The organism is Micromonospora sp. R311 (assembly GCF_056780015.1).
Window position 1 is genome coordinate 62,532 of sequence record NZ_JBSWCE010000029.1, and the last position, 18,990, is coordinate 81,521.

Below are 18,990 nucleotides of genomic sequence, written 5' to 3' on the forward strand. Positions count from 1 at the left end.
ACGTACGATGCCCACCCGACGACTCCCGTCGTTGGCAGGTGCTTCGTCAGGGCCGCTTCTGGGGAGGAGACAGCCGTGAGCACGGTGGTGTTCCGCCGGCTCCCGCGTCAGCCGGGACCAGCCCTACCGCGGGGTGAGCTGCTGCTGGAGTCCCCTCCGGAGCTTCCGGAGCCGACCCCCCGCGGCATGGGGCAGCTGCTGATGATCCTGCCGATGGTCTGCGGCGTGGGCGCGATGGCGTTCCTCTACGCCGGCCGGGGCGGCGGCATGATGACGTACGTCGCCGGCGGGCTCTTCGGCGTGTCGATGCTCGGCATGGCGATCGGCTCGCTCAGCCACGGCAACAACGACAAGGCCGAGCTGAACGCCGACCGGCGCGACTACATGCGCTACCTGGCCCAGATGCGCAAGCGGACCCGGCGCGCGGCCGAGCAGCAGCGGGCAGCGATGACCTGGCGCCACCCCGAGCCGGACGCGCTCTGGTCGATCGCCGCGTCCCGCCGGCTCTGGGAGCGCCGGATCACCGAGGACGACTTCGGCGAGACCCGGATCGCCACCGGCCCGCAGCGTCTCGCGGTGGAGATCGTGCCGCCGGACACCAAGCCGGTCGAGGACCTGGAGCCGATGAGCGCGATCGCGTTGCGGCGCTTCGTCCGCGCGCACTCGACCGTGCCGGACCTGCCGACCGCGCTGTCGGTGCGCGCGTTCAGCCGGGTGGTGCTGCGCGGCGAGCGGGAGCCGGTGCTCGACCTGGCCCGGGCCGCGCTCGGCCAGCTGGCCACCTTCCACGCCCCGGACGACCTGGTCATCGCGGTGGTCGCCGCGGTGGACCGGCAGGCCGCCTGGGACTGGGTGAAGTGGCTGCCGCACACCCAGCACGGCTCCCGCACCGACGCCGCCGGCGCCCGCCGGCTGGTCTTCGCCCACCTCGCCGAGGCGGAGGAGGCGCTCGCCGGCGAGCTGGCCGGCCGGCCCCGGTTCGCCCCGGAGGCGAAGCCGCTGACCACCATGCCGCACGTGGTGGTGGTGATCGACGGCGGAGAGGTCTCGCCAACCTGCCAGCTGATGGGGCCGGGGCTGCTCGGCGCCACCGTCGTCGACCTCTCCGGGACCGTGCCACGGGACGCCGGCCGCTGGCTGCTCTGCCTCGACGCGGGTGACGGCAGCTCGCTCGACCTGGTCCGCGGCGCGTCCACCTCGCGGCTCGGCCGCCCCGACCGGCTCGGCGCCGCCGCCGCCGAGGGGCTGGCCCGGCAGATCGCCCCCTTCCGGCTCTCCCAGCAGCAGACCAGCAGCGAGGAGCCGCTGTCGCGCAGCATGGAGCTGCCCGACCTGCTCGGCGTCGGCGACGCCGCCGCGGTCGACGTGCAGCAGACCTGGCGGCCCCGCGGCCACCGGGACCGGCTGCGCATCCCGCTCGGCCTCGGGCCGGACGGCAACGTGGTCGAGCTGGACTTCAAGGAGTCCGCGCACGAGGGCATGGGTCCACACGGCCTGGTCATCGGCGCGACCGGTTCCGGCAAGAGCGAGCTGCTGCGTACGGTGGTCGCCGCGCTGGCCGTGACGCACTCCTCCGAGGAGCTCAACTTCGTCCTGGTCGACTTCAAGGGTGGCGCCACCTTCGCCTCGCTGGAGGCGCTGCCGCACACCAGCGCGGTGATCACCAACCTGGCCGACGAGCTGCCGCTGGTCGACCGGATGCGGGACGCGCTCGCCGGCGAGATGAACCGCCGGCAGGAGGTGCTGCGGGCGGCCGGCAACTACGTCTCCCGCTTCGACTACGAGAAGGCCCGGGCGGCCGGCGAGCCGCTGGACCCGATGCCCAGCCTGCTGATCATCTGCGACGAGTTCAGCGAGCTGCTGGCCGCCAAGCCCGACTTCATCGACCTCTTCGTGATGATCGGCCGGCTGGGCCGGTCGCTCGGCGTGCACCTGCTGCTGGCCAGCCAGCGCCTCGAGGAGGGCAAGCTGCGCGGGCTGGACACCCACCTGTCGTACCGGATCGGTCTGCGCACCTTCTCGGCGGTGGAGAGCCGGATCGTGCTCGGCGTGCCGGACGCGTACGAGCTGCCCAGCGCCCCGGGCCACGGCTACCTGAAGACCGACACCAGCACCATGCTCCGGTTCCGCGCCGCGTACGTGTCGGGGCCCTACCGGGCGCCGGGTGAGCAGGCGTCGGCGTCGCAGGCGATGGTGCAGCGCCGGATCGTGCCGTACGGGGTGAACTTCGTGCCGGTGCGGCAGCCGCAGGTGCCGGTGGAGACCACGCCGGAGCCGGAGCAGCCGGCCGACGGCAAGGCCGTGGCCATGCTCGACGTGCTGATCGAGCGGCTCAAGGGGCGGGGCCGCCCGGCGCACCAGGTGTGGCTGCCGCCGCTGGCCGAACCGCCGAGCCTGGGCGAGTTGCTCCCGCCGCTGAGCGCGGACCCGACCTACGGGTTGTGCACCGCGTCCTGGCCCGGCCGGGGCCGGCTCACCGTGCCGGTCGGCGTGGTCGACCGGCCGTACGAGCAGCGCCGCGACCCGATGATGGTCGAGCTGGCCGGCGCCGGCGGCAACGTGGTGATCGTCGGCGCCTCGCTGAGCGGCAAGAGCACCATGCTGCGCTCGATGCTCGCCTCGCTGGCGCTCACCCACACCCCGCGCGAGGTGCAGTTCTTCTGCCTCGACTTCGGCGGCGGGGCGCTGCGCAGCCTGGAGGGGCTGCCGCACGTCTCGGGAGTGGCCGGCCGGCGGGACACCGAGGCGGTGCGCCGTACGGTGGCCGAGGTGGTGGCCGTCATCGACGACCGCGAGGCGCGGTTCGCCCAGCACGGCATCGACTCGGTGGCCAGCTACCGCCGGCGCCGGGCGGCCGGCGAGTTCGCCGACGACCCGTTCGGCGACGTCTTCCTCGTGGTGGACGGCTGGAACACGCTGCGCCAGGAGTACGAGGAGCTGGAGCAGACCATCACCAACCTGGCCAACCGGGGGCTCGGTTTCGGCGTACACGTGGTGGTCACCGCCGTGCGGTGGGCGGAGATCCGGATCAACATGCGCGACCTGCTCGGCACCAAGCTGGAGCTGCGGCTCGGCGACGCGGCCGAGTCGGAGATCGACCGCCGGGCGGCGGCGAACGTCCCGGAGAAGACCCCGGGGCGCGGCCTGACCCGCGACAAGCTGCACTTCCTCGCCGCCATCTCGCGGATCGACGGGCGCCGGGACATCGACGACCTCACCGAGGCCTCGGCGGCCCTGGCCGGGCACGTGGCGGCCAACTGGCCCGGCCGCCCGGCGCCGAAGGTGCGGCTGCTGCCGCGCAAGCTGCCGGTCGCCGACCTGGCCCGGGTCGTCGACCGTTCGGCGCCCGGCCTGCCGATCGGCGTCAACGAGTCGGCGCTCGCGCCGGTCTACCTCGACCTGGCCAACGAGCCGCACCTGACGGTCTTCGGCGACGCCGAGTGCGGCAAGACGAACCTGCTGCGGCTGATCGCCCGGGGCATCACCGAGCGGTACACCCCGGCCCAGGCCCGGCTGGTGATCGCCGACTACCGGCGCGGGCTGCTCGGCGCCGTGGAGGGCGACCACCTGCTCGACTACGCCCCGTCCAACCAGGCGTTCGCGCAGGGGCTTGGCTCGATCCGCAGCGCCCTGTCCAACCGGCTGCCCGGGCCGGACGTCACCACCGCCCAGTTGCGGGACCGCAGCTGGTGGAAGGGGCCGGACCTCTACATCCTGGTCGACGACTACGACCTGGTCGCCTCGGGCGGCAGCAACCCGCTCAGCGCGCTGCACGAACTGCTGCCCCAGGCCCGCGACATCGGCCTGCACCTGATCATCACGCGGCGGGTCGGTGGCGTCGCCCGGGCGCTCTACGAGCCGGTGCTGCAACGCCTGCGCGAGCTGGACTCGCCCGGCCTGCTGATGTCCGGCAACCGGGAGGAGGGCGCCGTCTTCGGCACCCTGCGGCCGAGCCCGCAGCCGCCGGGCCGGGGCACCCTGGTGCGCCGCCGCGACGGCCAGCAGCTGATCCAGACCGCCTGGTCGGAGCCGGCCTGATCCGGCGTCCACCGGCCGTGACCGGGTCGAGTGAGAGGTGGGTTGGTCGCGTGTGGGAGTTCTGGTCCTTTGGGTACGCGCTCGCGACCATTCCCGTCTTCCTCGTCCTCGGGCTGGTCGCGCAGTTCAGCGGCGCGCCGGGGGCGAAGCGGGCCATGGAGATCGTCGTCCTCAGCGCCGTCGCGGCGCTCGCCGCCACGGCCGGCGCCAGCCCGGTGCGGTGGGGCCTGGTCGTGCTGCTCGCCGTCACCTTCCTCGTCGGGCTGGTCCTGCACGGGCGATCGTATTCACGCTCTTCGTGATCGGCTCGCCCGGTTTCCGGGCCGGTCGCGATGCCGTCACAGTGGGCGAGACAGGGCTGCGCTCGCTGGATGCGGTCCGCTACGGTCTTCAGAGGAGTGTCCGTCGGTGGGGTGTTTGCCTTGCCGCGGGGGAGGGCGCGGCAGATCCGCCGCCACAAGGAGACGGAAGGGTGTGAAGCATGGCGTTCGAGGTCGAAGCAGCGACTCTGCATACCGCCGCGAGTGACGTGCGGTCCACGCGCAGCGAGGTCGACGGCGAGCTGAAGAAGCTGTGGAACGTGGTCGACGACCTGGCCATCGCCTGGAAGGGCCAGGCGTCCACGGGCTTCCAGCAGCTCATGCAGCGCTGGAACGAGGACACGGCCAAGCTGCTGACGGCGATGGACAACATCGCCGACCTGCTCGACAAGTCGGGTACGACGCACCAGGTCAACGACGAAGAGCAGCAGCAGATGCTGGACAAGTTCCACTCTGCACTCAACCCGTGATCCGCCGAGACGAGCAGGGGAGGAACTCATGAGCATCAAGGTCGACTACGCGGTCCTCGAGAGCAGCAACCAGCAGATGCTGGCCATCTCGCGGACCATCGACGAGAAGCTGGACACGCTGCGTTCGATGCTGAGCAAGCTGCAGTGGGACGGCCAGGACCGCGCCGCCTACGAGCAGCACCAGGCGCAGTGGGACGCCGCCGTGCGGGACATCAACAAGATCCTGAACGACATCGGTGGCGCGGTGGGCATCGCCCGCGAGAACTACGTCAGCACCGAGATGAGCAACGCCAAGGTGTGGGGCTGATCGACCACCGACGCGGCTCCGGTCCGGCTCGACCGGGCCGGAGCCGCGCCGCGTTGTCAGCCGTCGAGGTCCTGGGAGAGCGATGAACACGGAGACTCGTCTCCGCCCGCGGTGGCGGTCCGCCGCCGCGTTGGCACTGGCCGCGGTGGTCGGCTCGGGGGCGCTCGCCACGCCCGCCCCGGCGCGCGCCGCCGACACCGTACGCGGTCTGCAGTGGTACCTCGACACGCTGAAGATCCCGCAGGCTCACAAGATCACCAAGGGCCGGGGCGTGACCGTCGCCGTCATCGACTCCGGCGTCGACCCGAACGTGCCCGACCTGCGCGGTCAGGTCCTGCCCGGGCGCGGGATCGGCGGCGACGCCACCGCCGACGGCCGGGGCAGCGACGACGAGATCGCCCACGGCACGGGGATGGCCGGGTTGATCGCCGGTCGGGGCGGCGGCGCCATGCGGCAGCTCGGCATCGCCCCGGAGGCGAAGATCCTGCCGGTCTCGCTCGGCGCCGACCAGACCAACGCGGAGGTGGCGGAGGCGATCCGGTGGGCCGCCGACAACGGCGCCGATGTGATCAACATGTCGTTCGGCGGTCCCGGCGTGCCCGACCCCGAGGAGCGGGCCGCCGTCCGGTACGCCCTCGACAAGAACGTCGTGCTGGTCGCCGCGGCCGGCAACCGCAAGCAGGGCGACGCGGACATCGCTCACCCGGCGAACATTCCGGGCGTCATCGCCGTGACCGGGCTGGCCAGGAACGGCGACTTCTTCACCGGCAGCGCGAGCGGTTCCCGGGCCGTGCTGGCCGCGCCGATGGAGGAGATCATCACTCCCCGGCCGACGTCGGTCTCCTCCAACGGCTACAGCGTCGGTAGCGGTACCAGTGAATCCTCCGCGATCGTGGCCGGCGTGGTGGCCCTGGTGCGGGCCAGATACCCCGACCTCGACGCCGCCAACGTGGTGAACCGGCTCCTCCGTACCGCCCGGGACGAGGGTCCCACCGGCCGCGACGACCGGTACGGCTTCGGCGCGGTCGACCCGGTCGGCGCGCTGACCCGTTCGGTGCCGCCGGTCACGGCGCACCCGCTGCTGTCCGAGGCGGGCGCCGCGCCCGGCGCGTCGGCACCCGGGCCGGCCGGCACGGCCGAGGAGGACGACGGCCCGGCGGTCACCATCGGCACGACTAACAGGACCGGGGCGATCATCCAGGTGGTGCTCTGCGTGGCCGTGCCACTGGTCGTGCTGATCGTGGTGATCGTCCTGGTGCGCCGGTCCCGCCGCCGCCCACCGGTCGCTCCGGGCGGGCCGCGGTCCGGCGCGCCCGGCTTTCCGCCGCCGCTCGGCGCACCCAGCTTTCCGCCGCCGCCCGGCGGGCCCGGTTTTCCGCCGCCGCCCGGCGGGCCCGGGGCTCCGCCGTTCGGCGCGCCCGCGTCCGGCCCGGCACACCCCGGTGGCCCGCACGTCCCGCCGCAGGGCGTGCCGACGCCCGGTGCCTACGCTCCGCCGCCGGGCGTACCGGGGCCCGGTGCCTATGCTCCGCCGCCGGGCGGCCCGCTGCCCGGCGGTCACCCGCCGCAGCCCGGCAACGCCGCCTGGCCACCGCCGGGTCCGGCCCCGGCCGGTCCACCGCCGCCGGGCGGGGCTCCGGCGGTACCACCGCCCCCCGCACCGGGCGGACACCAGCAGTAGGACAGATTGTCAGTCGGCGACGGGGAGGAACCGATGACGGAGGACAGGACCGGCCAGCCGGACGAGTTGAGGGTCGACACACCGACTGTGCCGATCATGCCGACCATCGCGCCCACCGTGGGGGTGAGCGGCTTCACGATGGAGAACGTCAACCGGGCTCAGGTGCCGTCCGGCCTGGTTCCGGGGGCCGGTGATGCCGGCGCCAAGACCGAGTGGGACGCCTCCAGCCTGGACAAGGCCATCGAGTGGCTCGAGTCCACCGGCGACTTCTTGAACAAGCAGTCGTACAAGATGGTGGAGATCTCCGACAAGATGGGCGGCGTGGCCGCCGGCGGCGGCGCGGTCCCGGGCGGCAAGAACCCGCTCGGCAGCTTCGACCGCGCCGGCGACCTGGCACGGAAGCACAGCAGCCTCTTCACCACCACGCAGGAGGGCATCCGCACGCTCGCGGAGAACCTCTACAAGGCGGCGAACGCACTGCGCAAGGTCAAGGAGAACTACGAGACGGCCGAGGACGCGAACGCGATGTCGGCCGCCGAGATGGAGCGTGCCTTCAGCAGCGCCTCCAGCAACCGGGGCAAGTCGTAGACGGGGAGGGTGACCGGTGCCGAGCTGGGAAGAGATGTGTCAGCAGATCGTCATCGACGGTCGGCCGGGTGACGTGGCCAGTGCCGCGCTCGGCTGGGAACAGCTGCTGAAGAACGTCAACAACGTCAAGGAGAGCCTGGAGACCAACGTCAAGGATCTCGGCGAGGTGTGGAAGGGCCCGGCGTACGAGGCCTTCAAGACGCACATCACCGGGATCGCGAAGCAGGCCGGTCAGCTGGTCGAGGACGCCGAGAACCACAACGGCATCGTCCGGTCGCTGAACGACGCGGCGGACAAGCTCACCGCCGCGCAGCGCGAGTTCCCGATCCCGGCCACCTGCGTCAACGACGTGCTGGAGGCCCGCAACGGGCGGCTGGTGATCAGCGCCGGCTTCTTCGAGATGAAGGTGAAGCCGGACTTCCTCGGCTGGCTCGACCCGATCAGCGCGCTCGCCGACTGGATCAACGACAGGTCCGAGGAAGCGGCCCAGGTCTACAACCAGGTCAGCGGGGAATACTCCACCATCGACTCCGGCACCCCGGGTCGGGCCACCCCGCCGGAGCTCACCAACCCGGACGTGAAGACGCCGGATCTCGGTGGTGGCCCCGGGGCGGGCAGCACCGGCAGTGTGCCGGGCATCGGCGGCTCCCCGTCGACCGGTGGTCTCGGCGGCTCGCCGTCGTTGAACGCCGGCGGGATGCCCGACACCGGTTCCCCCGGCATCGGCTCGGGCGCGCACCCGGACCTCTCCGGCGGCTACGGCTCGGGCGCCGGCGGCTACCCGGGCTCGGGCAGCCTCGCCGACGACTACGGCAGCGGTCTGGCCGGCGCGGGCACCGCGACGACGCCCGGCCTGGGCGGCGGCCTCGGTGGTGGTGGCCTGCCCGGCACGTCCGGCCTCGGCGGGGGCGGTGGCGGCGGTGCCGGCCTGGGCGGCGGCGGAATGATCCCCGGCGGCGGCGCGCTCGGCCGGCCGGTCACCGCCGGCATGCCGCCGATGATGGGTGGCGGCGCGGCCGGCGCCGGCCGCGGCGGTGGCCGCGGTGGGCGGCTCGGTGCCGGTGGCAAGCTGGGCGGCGGCCTCGGGATGGCGCCCGCCATGGGCGGCGGTACGGCCGGTGGCGGGCGCGGCGGCGGTCGTGCCGGCGCCGCCGGTGCGGGGGCGCGCGGCGCGGGCGTCCGCGGTGCCGGGGTCGCCGGAATGGGCGGCGCCGGCGGGGCCGGTTACGGCGAGGAGGAGGCTCCGCGCAACTCCTGGCTGGAAGAGGACGAGGACGTCTGGGGTGCGGACGGCGACGGCGCGCCCGGCGTGCTGCGCTGACCTCAGCCCGAGCGCCGTCCACCGCCACCCGGCGGCTGGGCGGCGCTCGGCTTTCCGCCCGGCGCGCCGGTCCGACCCTGGGTCGTTCCGGTGGCCGGGCGGCCGGTTCGCGGTGCCGCTCGGTGCAGCGGCCAGCCGGTGACGCCGCGCCCGGGCGAACGACGGGTTGCCGGTCGGGGTGCCGAGCGGTCAGGCGGTCGCGGCCGGGTCGGCGCCGGTGGGCCGCCGGCCCGGGCGCCAGCCCCGCCGCCGGCCGCGGACCAGGATCGGCTTCACCGCGAGCAGCACCGTGGCCAGCAGCGCCCCGACCGCGGCGACCCAGATCGCCACGGTGCGCTGCCAGCCGAGCGGGTCGTCGGTGGGCGGGGGCGCCGGCAGCGCGCCGGCCGGCGGGTTGCTCCGGGTGCCGAGCAGGCTCGCCACCGCCCGGTACGGGTTGACCACGCCGTACCCCACCTGGGCGTTGTGGCCTTCCGGCGGGCTGTCCGCGGTGCGGGTCAGCCGCTCGGCGACCTGCTCCGGGCCCAGGTCGGGATAGGCGGCCCGGACCAGCGCGGCCACCCCCGAGACGTACGCGGCGGCGAAGCTGGTGCCACCCTGCGGCTCGGCGAGCCAGCCCTCGCCACCCGGCGCCGGGCCGACGATGTTCAGCCCGGGGGCGGCGATGTCGACGTAGTCGCCGCTCACCGAGCTGCCCACGTGGCCGCCCTGCTCGTCCACCCCGGCCACCGCGATGACCCCGGGATAGGCGGCCGGGTAGGCCGGCTGGTCCTGCTGCTGCTCCTGCCGGTTGCCGGCGGCGGCCACCACGACCACCCGCTTCTCCAGCGCGTACTCGATGGCCTGGGCGAGCTCGGGCCGGGGCAGGGTCACCAGGGACAGGTTGATGACGTCGGCGCCGGTGTCCACCGCCCACCGGATCGCCTGGGCGATCTGACCGGGCAGGGCCTCGTCGTTGGTGCGCCGGGTGTCCGGCAGCACCCGCACCGGGAGGATCCGGGCCTGCGGCGCGATGCCGCTGAACGGCTGCCCGGTGCCGTCCCGGCCGGCGATGATGCCGGCCACGATCGTGCCGTGCCCGGCCTGGTCGCACTGGCCCTGCTGCTGCTGCAGCCCGTTGAAGTCACGGCCGGCGCGGACCTGTCCCTTGAGGACGGGGTGGATCGCCGAGACCCCCGAGTCGATCACCGCGACCGTGACGCCGGCGCCCCGGGAGAGGCGCCAGGCCGCCGACGGCTCCAGCCGGCGCAGCGGCCAGGGAGCCTGGGCGGGGGCGGCCTGCCCGGCGGGGCCGCAACGCGGCGCCGCGGCCGCCGGGGCGGGTGGTACGACCACGGTGCCGAGCAGGATCGCGGCCACTCCACAGAGGATCGCGCGGACCCCGCGCCCGGTACGGCGGACCGGCGCTGTCCCATCCGGTCGGAAGCTCTCGCGCACGCGCTGAGACTACCGCCGCGCCGCCCGCCGTGCGGTGACGGGAGCACCCGGATGCCCGGCAGCCGGTCGCGCAGGAGCGCCGGCACCCGAGCCGCGCCGGCGACCGGCCGTGCCGGTCAGGAGGGGGTCAACCGCGGTCACCGCCGGTCACCCGATCCTCGGTGAAGACCGCCAGCAGGTCGCCGACCTGGCGATCGGCCTCGGCCGGGTGGCGGAACCGCCCGGCCGGGTTGAGGGTGTACTCGTTGCGCCGGCCCACCCGGGTGCGCCGCAGGTAGCCGCCCGCCTCCAGGTCGGCCACGATCGCCTGGGCGGCCCGCTCGGTGACGCCCACCTCGTCGGCGACGTCACGCAGCCGGGCGGTGGGGTTGCGGGCGATGGCGAGGAGCACGTGCCCGTGGTTGGTGAGGAACGTCCAGTTCCGGGTGTTCCCGTTCTCGCCACTCGTCATCGCCATGCCCGCCATGGTATGGCCCGCCGCGCCGAAATTCCGTCTCGCCTCGTCCCCACCGACCGGCCGCACACCGGCGGGCCGGCACGCCGCCGTGGACCCCGCCGCCCCGGGGCGGCACCCGCGATCGGGGGCGTCGCCAGGGTCGGGCGGCGTCGATGGAGCAGGCCGGCCGGGGCGGGCAAGCGTTCGGTGATACATGAAATGCATATCACGCATATCTTGACGTACCTTTGCGCTCGGTGTGACCGTGGTGGCAGCCCGCGCCCGACCTCCGGCCGGGGTTGACCAGGTCGCTTACGTCGAAGGACGAGGTGAGGGGATGAGCCGTCCCGGTTCGCCCGGTGTGCAGCCGGGCTCGTCGCGCGAGTCGGCGGCGGCGGTGCCGAGCACGCCGGCACAGGCGCTCGCCGAGTTGTCCGCCGGCAACCGGAGGTTCGTCACCGGCGTCCCGCGCCATCCCAACCAGGACGCCGGGCACCGCGCCGCGGTCGCCGACGGGCAGCATCCCTTCGCGGTGATCGTGGGCTGCTCCGACTCCCGGCTGGCCGCCGAGATCATCTTCGACCGGGGCCTCGGCGACCTCTTCGTGGTCCGGACCGCCGGGCACACCACCGGCCCCGAGGTGCTCGGCAGCGTCGAGTACGCGGTGACCGTCCTCGGCACGCCGCTGGTGGTGGTGCTCGGGCACGACTCGTGCGGCGCGGTGCAGGCGGCGAAGGCGGCGGTGGAGACGAACGCGCCGCCGGCCGGTCACCTGCGGGCGGTGGTGGACGCCGTCATGCCCAGCCTGCGCCGGGCCGAGGCCGAGGGCGTGGCCGACGTCGACGGGATCGTGGACATCCACATCGCGTGCACCGTCGAGGCGATGCTGGACAGCTCGCCCGTGCTGGCTGCAGAGGTGGCCGCCGGGCGCTGCGCGGTGGTCGGGATGTCGTACCGGCTGGCCGCCGGCGAGGTGCGGACGGTGGCCGCGGTGCCCGGCGACCTGGCCGACCCCGTGGTGGACCCGGCCGCGGCCGTCGCCTGACCGCCACCCCCGCGACCGTCGCCTGACCGCCACCCCCGCGACCGTCGCCTGACCGCCACCCCCGCGACCGTCGCCTGACCGCCACCCCCGCGACCGTCGCCTGACCGCCACCCCCGCGACCGTCGCCTGACCGCCACCCCCGCGACCGTCGCCTGACCGCCACTGCGGCGGCACCGCCGAAGACGGCGCGAGGGCCGTCCCGCCCGGGGAACGGCCCTCGTGTCGCGCCGGCGCGGATGTCGCTACAGCAGCGAGACGTGGACGTGGTCGGTGTGGTTCGACGGCCCGCTGTACGACTTCCAGCCGGTCGCCGGGAACCAGATCTGCCGGTTCCAGATCACGTAGTAGATGCCCAGCCGGTCCGCGTTGCGGATCAGGAACGCGGCGAGGTTGTTGCCGTACATCCGGGTGTCCTTGTTGTGCCAGGGGGCGAAGCCGCTGCGCTGCAACGACCAGTCGCAGGCCCGGCCCTTGGGGTGCTCCCAGGGCCCACCGGGGCGGTAGCAGCCGACAAACCGGTTGAAGCCGGCCCGCTTGACCTCCTTGTACATGTGCAGCGTCCGCGGCGTGATGCAGCCGGAGGTGGTCGGGTCGTTCTCGCTACAGGACTCGGCCTTCCAGTCGCCGTCGGCGGTGCGGCCGGGGGCGACCCGGGCGACCGGCGAGGTGGCCGACACCAGGCCGCCGGTGAAGCCCAGCCCGCCGACCAGCGCCAGCGCCTTCTCCGCGTCCCGCTTGTTCTTGGCCATCAGGTTGGTCTGCTTCTGCTGCTCGCGGATCTCGGCTTCGAGCGCCAACTTCGCCTGCTCGGCGCGGTTCTTGACGGCGTTGATCTTGGCGAGCCGCTTGGCATTGACCATGTTCAGCTCGTCCAGGGCGGTGGCCCGCTCGACGAACGAGTCGGGGCTGTCGGCCTCCAGCAGCATGGCCACGGCGCCGATCCGACCTGTCCGGTACGACTGGGCGGCGATCTGGCTGACCTGCGGGGCGAGCGCGTTCAGCTCGGCCTCCGCCCGGTTGACCTCCAGCGCGAGTTCCAGTTGACGCTTCTTGGACTTCGCCAGCCGGGACTTCGCCTGCGAGTAGTTCCGGTTGGTCGACTCGATGACGTCCGTGATCAGCTTCGAGTCGTCGTCCTCGTGCCCTGAGGGGGTGGGGGGCTTGGGTGCGGCCGAGGCCGGGAGCGGCCCGGCGAGCACGGCCAGGGCCGCGAACACGGCCACCACAGGAGTCACCCAGCGGCGTAGGGGTGCCGTCACAGTGTTCCCTTCCGTCGACCGCCGACCGGGTTAGCTGACGGGTTCGGGGCGGAAGTGGCCCCTACCGCTGTCGCGGACTCACCCCACGTACCTGGGTCCCCGGCTCGCCTCGCGGCGATTGGGCGGCGGCACCGCAGGCGCCGCTGCGCGCCTTCGGCGGTGACCGGCAGCGAGGTTACCCGAGAGTCCACCGGTGGATCTACGTCCCGAAGCCGACTAAATGCGTTATTTCGTAATGGCGGAGGGTGACAGGTGATGCGTTTATCAAGCTCACCGGTCTGGACGGTCACGCTGCGGAGTCTCACCATGCGGTGTCCGTGCTCCTGTCCGGATCGGGCCACCCGGTGGGGGTGGCGGAGGAGGTGTTTCCGGCGCGCGGCGCGGCGAGCGCCCGCAGCGCGTCGGCCCGGTCCGTGGCCGGCCGGGAAACCGGAGGGGTGCCCGACGGCTCGCCGTCGCCGTCGCCGTCCTCGTCGCCGGCGGGGCGCTTGGCGCGGCCGGCCGTGGTCACCAGCGCGGCGAGCGCGGTGGTCAGCGGCACGGCGGCGATCAACCCGAGCGTGGCGACGGCGCTGCGGACGATCTCCTGGGCCAGGAACTCGCTGGTCAGGATCTGGGTCACCGACCGGGAGTCCGCGGTGAGCAGGAGCAGCAGCGGCAACGAGGCGCCGGCGTACGCCAGCACGATGGTGTTGACCGTCGAGGCGATGTGCGCCCGGCCGACCCGGGTCGCCGCGCGGTAGAGCTGGAGCCGGGACAGGCCGGGGTTGGCGTGCGCCAGTTCGGTGACCGTCGCCGCCTGGGTCACCGTGACGTCGTCGAGCACGCCGAGCGAGCCGATGATGATCCCGGCCAGCAGCAGCCCGTGCAGGTCGACGTCGGCCTGGAACATCGACAGCGTGGTCGCGTCCTCGGAGCCGTACCCGGTGAGATGGGTGGCGGCGGTGGCGAGGGTGCCGAGCACTCCGGTGAGCACCAGGCTGCCGAGCGTGCCGAGCACCGCCACCGAGGTCTGCGCGGTCACCCCGTGCGTCAGGTACAGCACCACGAACATGATCAACGCGGCGCCGACGATCGCCACCAGCAGGGGCGACCGGCCGGAGCTGATCCCGGGCAGCACGAAGGCGAGCAGGATGGCGAAGCTGGCCGCCAGGCCGGCCAGCGCGGCGAGCCCGCGCCACCGGCCGAACGCGACGATGGCGGCGGCGAAGAGCACGACCAGCCAGACCAGCGGCTTGCCCCGCTGGTGCTCGGCGATGTTGTAGCTGCTCGCGGTCGGGTCGGCCGGGTCGGTCAGCTCGACCAGGATAATCTCGTCACCCACCGCGACAGTCGGGGCTCCGGGCCCGGTCGGCACCGGCGTCTGCACCTCCCGGCCGGCGTCCGGGCCGTCGGCCACCTTGACGGTGACCGTGCCGCACGGGCCCGCCGCCGGATCGGGCGCCTCCGGTGCCGGCGGGCAGGCCTCGGTCACCACCCGGGTGACGGTGCCGTGGTGGCGGGGCGGGTCGGTGCCCTGGTCGGCCCCGGGGGTGTCGCGGGGCCAGAGCAGCAGGGCGGCGACCACGGTGGCGAGGACGAGCGGGACCACGGCCGCGACGAGGATCCGCCGCACCCGGGGCGGGGCGGACGGAGCGGGACGGGTGTGGTCGGCGCCCATTGAGTGTCTCCCAACGAATCCGGGGCAGGGTACGTGTCGGCGGGCCGGTCGGTTCAGTGGCGCCGGCGGGCCGGCCCGGATCGCGGGCGGGTTCGCCCGAGGGTGGCGACGCGACCACGTACCGTCGACCCGCTGGCCGGCCGTCCACGGGCCGCCGGCGGCGCCGGTGCCCGGTGGGCGCGGGACGAATGGTGCGAGATCCGGAGGGCCATCGTGCCGAATCGTAACCATCCCGGTATCCGGACGCAGGTCGCGTGGGCTGGTGTCGGGCACCTCACCCGGCGGTTGGCCCGCGCGGGCGTCTCCGTTCGGGGATGTTGGAGGCATGGCTGAGCACACCCCGTCCCGCCGGGAAGGCGCGGCGCACGGCGAGCACGATGGGCACGGCGGGCACGGCGGGAACGGCGGGCACGACAAGCACGCCGGGCACGACCCGGAGATGTTCCGCCGCCGGTTCTGGCTCTGCCTGCTGCTCACCCTGCCGGTGGTGGCGACCAGCCACATGGTGATGGACTGGTTCGGTTACTCGCTGGAGTTCCCCGGCCGGTCCTGGGTGGGGCCGGTGCTCGGCTCGGTGGTCTTCTGGTGGGGCGGCTGGCCGTTCCTGGCCGGCGCGGTGCGGGAGGTGCGCGACCGGGCGCCAGGGATGATGCTGCTGGTCGCCATGGCGATCACGGTCGCCTACGTCGCCTCGCTGGCCACCAGCGTGGGCGCCTTCGACCTGGACTTCTGGTGGGAACTGGCCGCTCTGGTCACCATCATGCTGCTCGGGCACTGGCAGGAGATGAAGGCGATCGGGCAGGCGCGTGGCGCGCTCGCCGCGCTGGCCGCCCTGCTGCCCGACGACGCCGAACGGGTCGCCGGGGACGGCCGGGTGGAGCGGATCGCGGTGGCCGAGCTGCGGGTCGGCGACGTGGTGCTGGTCCGGCCCGGCGGCCGGGTGCCGGCGGACGGGCGGGTGGTCGACGGCGCCGCCGAACTGGACGAGTCGATGATCACCGGGGAGTCCCGACCGGTGCCGCGGTCGGCCGGCGACCGGGTGGTGGCCGGCACGGTGGCCACCGACTCGGCGATCCGGGTCCGGGTCGAGGCGCTCGGCGAGGAGACCACGCTCGCCGGCATCCAGCGCATGGTCGCCCAGGCCCAGCAGTCCAGCGGGCGGGCCCAGGTGCTGGCCGACCGGTTCGCCGCCGGGCTGTTCTACGTCGCCACCGCCACCGCCGCGGTCACCGTGCTGGTCTGGACCGTGCTCGGCGACCGGGACGAGGCGGTGGTCCGTACCGTCACCGTGCTGGTGATCGCCTGCCCGCACGCGCTGGGCCTGGCCATCCCGCTGGTGATCGCGCTCTCCACCGCGCTGGCCGCGCGGTCCGGCATCCTGGTCAAGGACCGGCTCGCGCTGGAGCGGATGCGCACCGTCGACGCGGTGCTGTTCGACAAGACCGGAACACTGACCCGGGGCGAACACGTGGTCACCGACCTGGCGGCGACGCCGTCCGCCGACGCGGACGAACTGGTGCGGGTCGCGGCCGGGGTGGAGTCCGACAGCGAGCACCCGCTGGCCCGGGCGATCGTCGCCGCGGCCGGTGCGCGCGGCGGCCCGGCCCCCGCCACCGGGTTCCGCTCGCTGCCGGGCCGTGGCGTCCAGGCCACCGTCGCCGGCCGGGAGTACGCCGTGGGCGGGCCCGCGCTGCTGCGGGAGCTGGGCGTACGGCTTCCGGACGGGCTGGTGGCGGCGACCGACCGGTGGTCGGAGCGGGGCGCCGCGGTGCTGTACCTGGTCCGGCTGCCGGACACCGCCCTGGGTGCGCTCGCCCTCACCGACGAGGTGCGCCCCGAGGCGCGGGAGGCGATCACCGAACTGCGTGCCCAGGGCGTCCGGACGATCGCGATGATCACCGGGGACGCCCGGCCGGTCGCCGAGGCGGTCGCCGCCGACCTCGGCTTCACCCCCGGCGTCGACGAGGTCTTCGCCGAGGTGCTCCCGGCCGACAAGGACGGCAAGGTCACCGAGTTGCAGCGGCGCGGGCTGACGGTGGCGATGGTCGGTGACGGGGTGAACGACGCGCCGGCGCTGGCCCGGGCCGACGTCGGCATCGCGATCGGCGCGGGCACCGACGTGGCGATCGAGTCGGCCGGGGTGGTGCTCGCCTCGTCCGACCCGCGGGGGGTCACCGGCGTGATCCGGCTCTCCCGCGCGTCGTACCGGAAGATGCTGCAGAACCTGGGCTGGGCGGCCGGCTACAACGTGGTCGCGCTGCCGCTGGCCGCCGGAGTGCTGGCCTGGGCGGGGCTGGCGCTGAGCCCGGCGCTCGCGGCGGTGCTGATGTCCGCGTCCACCATCGTGGTGGCGCTCAACGCCCAACTGCTGCGCCGGGTACGGCTCGGCCCCGTGGAGCCGGTCCGACCCGCCGACGAACCGGCCAGGGCCGGCCCGGCGGACCGGGGGGCCGGCTAGCGTGGAAGCGTGCGAACGGCGCGGGCGGTGTCGGCCGGGCAGTGGGCCCGGCTGCTGCTGCTGTTCAGCACGTTGTTCGGGCTGGCCGCCATGCACACCCTGGGCCACGGAGTGCACGCCGGCCACGGCTCCTCCGTCGCCGGCCACGGCTCGTCCCTCGCCGACCACCATGGTGGGGTCGTCGTTGACGGCGTCAGCGCGGTCGCCGCGCACCTCGCCACCGCGGCGGCCGCGGTCGTCGTTCCGGCCCTCGGCTCCGGCGGCTGTCCGGACGGCTGCCCGACCGGGCGGGTGCTGCCCTCGGGCGGGTCCGGGGGCGGTGAACTGCCCGGGTGGGGCGTCTGTCTGGCCGTGCTCGGCGCGCTCGGGGTGTCGGTGCTGGTCGCCGTGCTGCTGCTGGCGTCGGCGCGGGTCCCGGGGGTCGACATCCGGCCGGTGCGCCGGTCCGCGGCGGCGTCCCGGGCCCCACCGCCGCGGCCGGTCGGTCTGCGGCTCGCCACGGTCGCGGTGCTGCGCAGTTAGGACGACCCGGCGCGGAAGAGGGCTGCTCCGCGCCTCCGTCCTGCTGCGCAACCACCGACACCGAAAGGCTGAACAGTGTTGACTCGTACCATCGCGCGCCGTGCCGCCCTGGCCGGCGTCGCTGTCACCGGCGTCCTCGCCCTGGCCGCCTGCGGCGGGGGCCACTCACCGTCGGGCGTGGGTCACGACATGCCCGGCGCCACCGCGACCGGCGGCGCCTCGACCGGCGCGGCGGCGTTCGACCCGGACGACGTGATGTTCGCCCAGATGATGATCCCGCACCACCGGCAGGCGGTGGAGATGGCCGACCTGGCCGACGCCCGGGCCGCCGAGCCGGAGGTGAAGCGGCTCGCCGGGCAGATCAGGGCCGCCCAGGCGCCGGAGATCGCCACCATGACCGGATGGCTGGCCGCCTGGGGGCACCCGGCGCCGTCCGCCGGTGCCCGGATGCCGCACCTGGATCACGGCTTGCCGGGCATGATGTCCGACGCCGACATGCAGGGGCTGGCGACGGCCTCGGGCCCGGATTTCGACCGGCGGTTCCTGACCATGATGATCGCCCACCACGAGGGTGCGGTCACGATGGCCGAGGACGAGCTCGCCGACGGCGCCAACGCGGAGGCGAAGGCACTCGCCAAGGAGATCAGCACCGCCCAGCGGGCCGAGATCGCCATGATGAAGGAGGTCCTGGCCCGACTCTGACACCGTCGGGGCGACGCCCGGGCCCGTCCGCCACCGCGGTGGCGGGTCCGGGCTCCCGGCCGGGCCGGGCGACGTCCGGTGCCGGGGTCAGCCGCGCTTCATCAGGCGGCCGACGGCGGCCATCATCTCGGTGGCCATCTCGTCCGCGCGACCCTCGGCGGCGCCCTCGTGCATGCAGTGCCGGGCGTGCCCGTCGAGCAGGCCGAGGGCGACCTTGTCCAGCGCGGCCTGGATGGCGGAGATCTGGGTGAGCACGTCGATGCAGTAGCGGTCCTCGTCGACCATCTTCTCGATGCCGCGCACCTGGCCCTCGACGCGGCGCAGCCGCGCGAGCAGCTGGTCCTTGCTGGCGGTGTAGCCCCGGACGGGCGTAGGTGAGGTCATGACGACAAGGATAGCGTACCCCTGGGGGGTATGGTACGGTGCCAGATGTCCGGTACCCCCACGGGGTACCGGTACCAGGATCGGCAGCCGTTTGCCTCCGCCTTACCCCCCAGGGGTATATGGTGGAGGCGGTGAGAGGGGAGTTCCGATGGTCACCACGACGTACCAGGTGCAGGGCATGACCTGCGGGCACTGCGTCAGCTCGGTCAGCGCCGAGGTCGGCGCCGTGCCGGGCGTCACCGACGTCCAGGTCGACCTGGCCACCGGCCGGGTCACCGTCACCAGCGAGCAGCCGTTGGACACCGACACCGTGCGCGCGGCGGTCGACGAGGCCGGTTACGACCTCGTCGACGCGTGACCGG

At 74.1% G+C, this 18,990-nt stretch carries 17 protein-coding genes and 1 riboswitch; of the genes, 12 read left to right on the forward strand and 5 right to left on the reverse strand.

Annotation, left to right across the window (positions count from 1 at the left end; all coding sequences use genetic code 11):
* Nucleotides 1-75 precede the first annotated feature (75 nt).
* The 7 genes from eccCa to AC1WTP_RS23840 all read left to right on the forward strand — a co-directional run bounded on the left by eccCa (nt 76) and on the right by AC1WTP_RS23840 (nt 8,725).
* On the forward strand, nt 76-4,038 hold the full coding sequence (gene eccCa, locus AC1WTP_RS23810) for a type VII secretion protein EccCa (RefSeq protein ID WP_481651488.1): 3,963 nt from the start codon (nt 76-78) through the stop codon (nt 4,036-4,038).
* A 50-nt stretch (nt 4,039-4,088) separates the two neighbouring features.
* Nucleotides 4,089-4,340 (forward strand): hypothetical protein, encoded by a 252-nt coding sequence (locus AC1WTP_RS23815; RefSeq protein ID WP_481651489.1) that lies wholly within the window; start codon nt 4,089-4,091, stop codon nt 4,338-4,340.
* 179 nt (nt 4,341-4,519) lie between these two features.
* The gene (locus tag AC1WTP_RS23820) at nt 4,520-4,828 is read left to right on the forward strand and encodes a WXG100 family type VII secretion target (RefSeq protein ID WP_447136465.1); all 309 of its coding nucleotides are present in this window, start codon (nt 4,520-4,522) and stop codon (nt 4,826-4,828) included.
* A gap of 28 nt (nt 4,829-4,856) precedes the next feature.
* On the forward strand, nt 4,857-5,135 hold the full coding sequence (locus tag AC1WTP_RS23825; protein WP_250796035.1) for a WXG100 family type VII secretion target: 279 nt from the start codon (nt 4,857-4,859) through the stop codon (nt 5,133-5,135).
* An 82-nt stretch (nt 5,136-5,217) separates the two neighbouring features.
* Nucleotides 5,218-6,816 carry a S8 family serine peptidase gene (locus AC1WTP_RS23830; protein WP_481651490.1) on the forward strand — a complete coding sequence of 533 codons (1,599 nt, stop codon included), beginning with the start codon at nt 5,218-5,220 and terminating at the stop codon, nt 6,814-6,816.
* 33 nt (nt 6,817-6,849) lie between these two features.
* Nucleotides 6,850-7,404, forward strand: coding sequence for a hypothetical protein (locus tag AC1WTP_RS23835; protein ID WP_481651491.1), 555 nt, complete (start codon nt 6,850-6,852; stop codon nt 7,402-7,404).
* Nucleotides 7,405-7,420: 16 nt separating this feature from the next.
* Nucleotides 7,421-8,725: a WXG100 family type VII secretion target gene (locus AC1WTP_RS23840; protein ID WP_481651492.1), complete on the forward strand. Its 1,305-nt coding sequence runs from the start codon at nt 7,421-7,423 to the stop codon at nt 8,723-8,725.
* A 189-nt stretch (nt 8,726-8,914) separates the two neighbouring features.
* Here the strand turns inward: AC1WTP_RS23840 and mycP are convergent, their stop codons facing one another.
* Together mycP and AC1WTP_RS23850 are read right to left on the reverse strand one after the other, a co-directional pair.
* Nucleotides 8,915-10,162 carry a type VII secretion-associated serine protease mycosin gene (mycP, locus tag AC1WTP_RS23845; RefSeq protein WP_481651493.1) on the reverse strand — a complete coding sequence of 416 codons (1,248 nt, stop codon included), beginning with the start codon at nt 10,160-10,162 and terminating at the stop codon, nt 8,915-8,917.
* Between the two features lie 127 nt (nt 10,163-10,289).
* Nucleotides 10,290-10,628 carry a helix-turn-helix transcriptional regulator gene (locus AC1WTP_RS23850; protein WP_481651494.1) on the reverse strand — a complete coding sequence of 113 codons (339 nt, stop codon included), beginning with the start codon at nt 10,626-10,628 and terminating at the stop codon, nt 10,290-10,292.
* Between the two features lie 307 nt (nt 10,629-10,935).
* Between AC1WTP_RS23850 and AC1WTP_RS23855 the strand changes: the two genes are divergently transcribed.
* A complete protein-coding gene (locus tag AC1WTP_RS23855) occupies nt 10,936-11,643 on the forward strand; it encodes a carbonic anhydrase (RefSeq protein WP_481651495.1) in 708 nt (235 codons plus the stop codon).
* A 242-nt stretch (nt 11,644-11,885) separates the two neighbouring features.
* Here the strand turns inward: AC1WTP_RS23855 and AC1WTP_RS23860 are convergent, their stop codons facing one another.
* Together AC1WTP_RS23860 and AC1WTP_RS23865 are read right to left on the reverse strand one after the other, a co-directional pair.
* Entirely contained in the window at nt 11,886-12,902 is a 1,017-nt protein-coding gene (locus tag AC1WTP_RS23860) for a coiled-coil domain-containing protein (RefSeq protein ID WP_481651496.1), read from the reverse strand.
* Nucleotides 12,903-12,906: 4 nt separating this feature from the next.
* Nucleotides 12,907-13,037, reverse strand: a riboswitch (cyclic di-AMP (ydaO/yuaA leader).
* A gap of 166 nt (nt 13,038-13,203) precedes the next feature.
* Nucleotides 13,204-14,562 carry a YibE/F family protein gene (locus AC1WTP_RS23865; RefSeq protein ID WP_481651497.1) on the reverse strand — a complete coding sequence of 453 codons (1,359 nt, stop codon included), beginning with the start codon at nt 14,560-14,562 and terminating at the stop codon, nt 13,204-13,206.
* A gap of 325 nt (nt 14,563-14,887) precedes the next feature.
* On the opposite strand from AC1WTP_RS23865, the gene AC1WTP_RS23870 reads away from it, so the two are divergent.
* From AC1WTP_RS23870 to AC1WTP_RS23880, 3 genes are all read left to right on the forward strand, one after another.
* Complete coding sequence (locus AC1WTP_RS23870) at nt 14,888-17,020, forward strand: heavy metal translocating P-type ATPase (protein ID WP_481651498.1); 2,133 nt, start codon at nt 14,888-14,890, stop codon at nt 17,018-17,020.
* 9 nt (nt 17,021-17,029) lie between these two features.
* Nucleotides 17,030-17,542 carry a hypothetical protein gene (locus AC1WTP_RS23875; RefSeq protein ID WP_481651499.1) on the forward strand — a complete coding sequence of 171 codons (513 nt, stop codon included), beginning with the start codon at nt 17,030-17,032 and terminating at the stop codon, nt 17,540-17,542.
* Between the two features lie 75 nt (nt 17,543-17,617).
* Complete coding sequence (locus tag AC1WTP_RS23880) at nt 17,618-18,244, forward strand: DUF305 domain-containing protein (RefSeq protein WP_481651500.1); 627 nt, start codon at nt 17,618-17,620, stop codon at nt 18,242-18,244.
* A gap of 87 nt (nt 18,245-18,331) precedes the next feature.
* Here the strand turns inward: AC1WTP_RS23880 and AC1WTP_RS23885 are convergent, their stop codons facing one another.
* Nucleotides 18,332-18,628, reverse strand: coding sequence for a metal-sensitive transcriptional regulator (locus AC1WTP_RS23885; protein ID WP_088997186.1), 297 nt, complete (start codon nt 18,626-18,628; stop codon nt 18,332-18,334).
* Nucleotides 18,629-18,776: 148 nt separating this feature from the next.
* Between AC1WTP_RS23885 and AC1WTP_RS23890 the strand changes: the two genes are divergently transcribed.
* Nucleotides 18,777-18,986, forward strand: a complete 210-nt coding sequence (locus AC1WTP_RS23890; protein ID WP_447136453.1) for a heavy-metal-associated domain-containing protein — start codon at nt 18,777-18,779, stop codon at nt 18,984-18,986.
* The last annotated feature ends 4 nt before the right edge of the window (nt 18,987-18,990 follow it).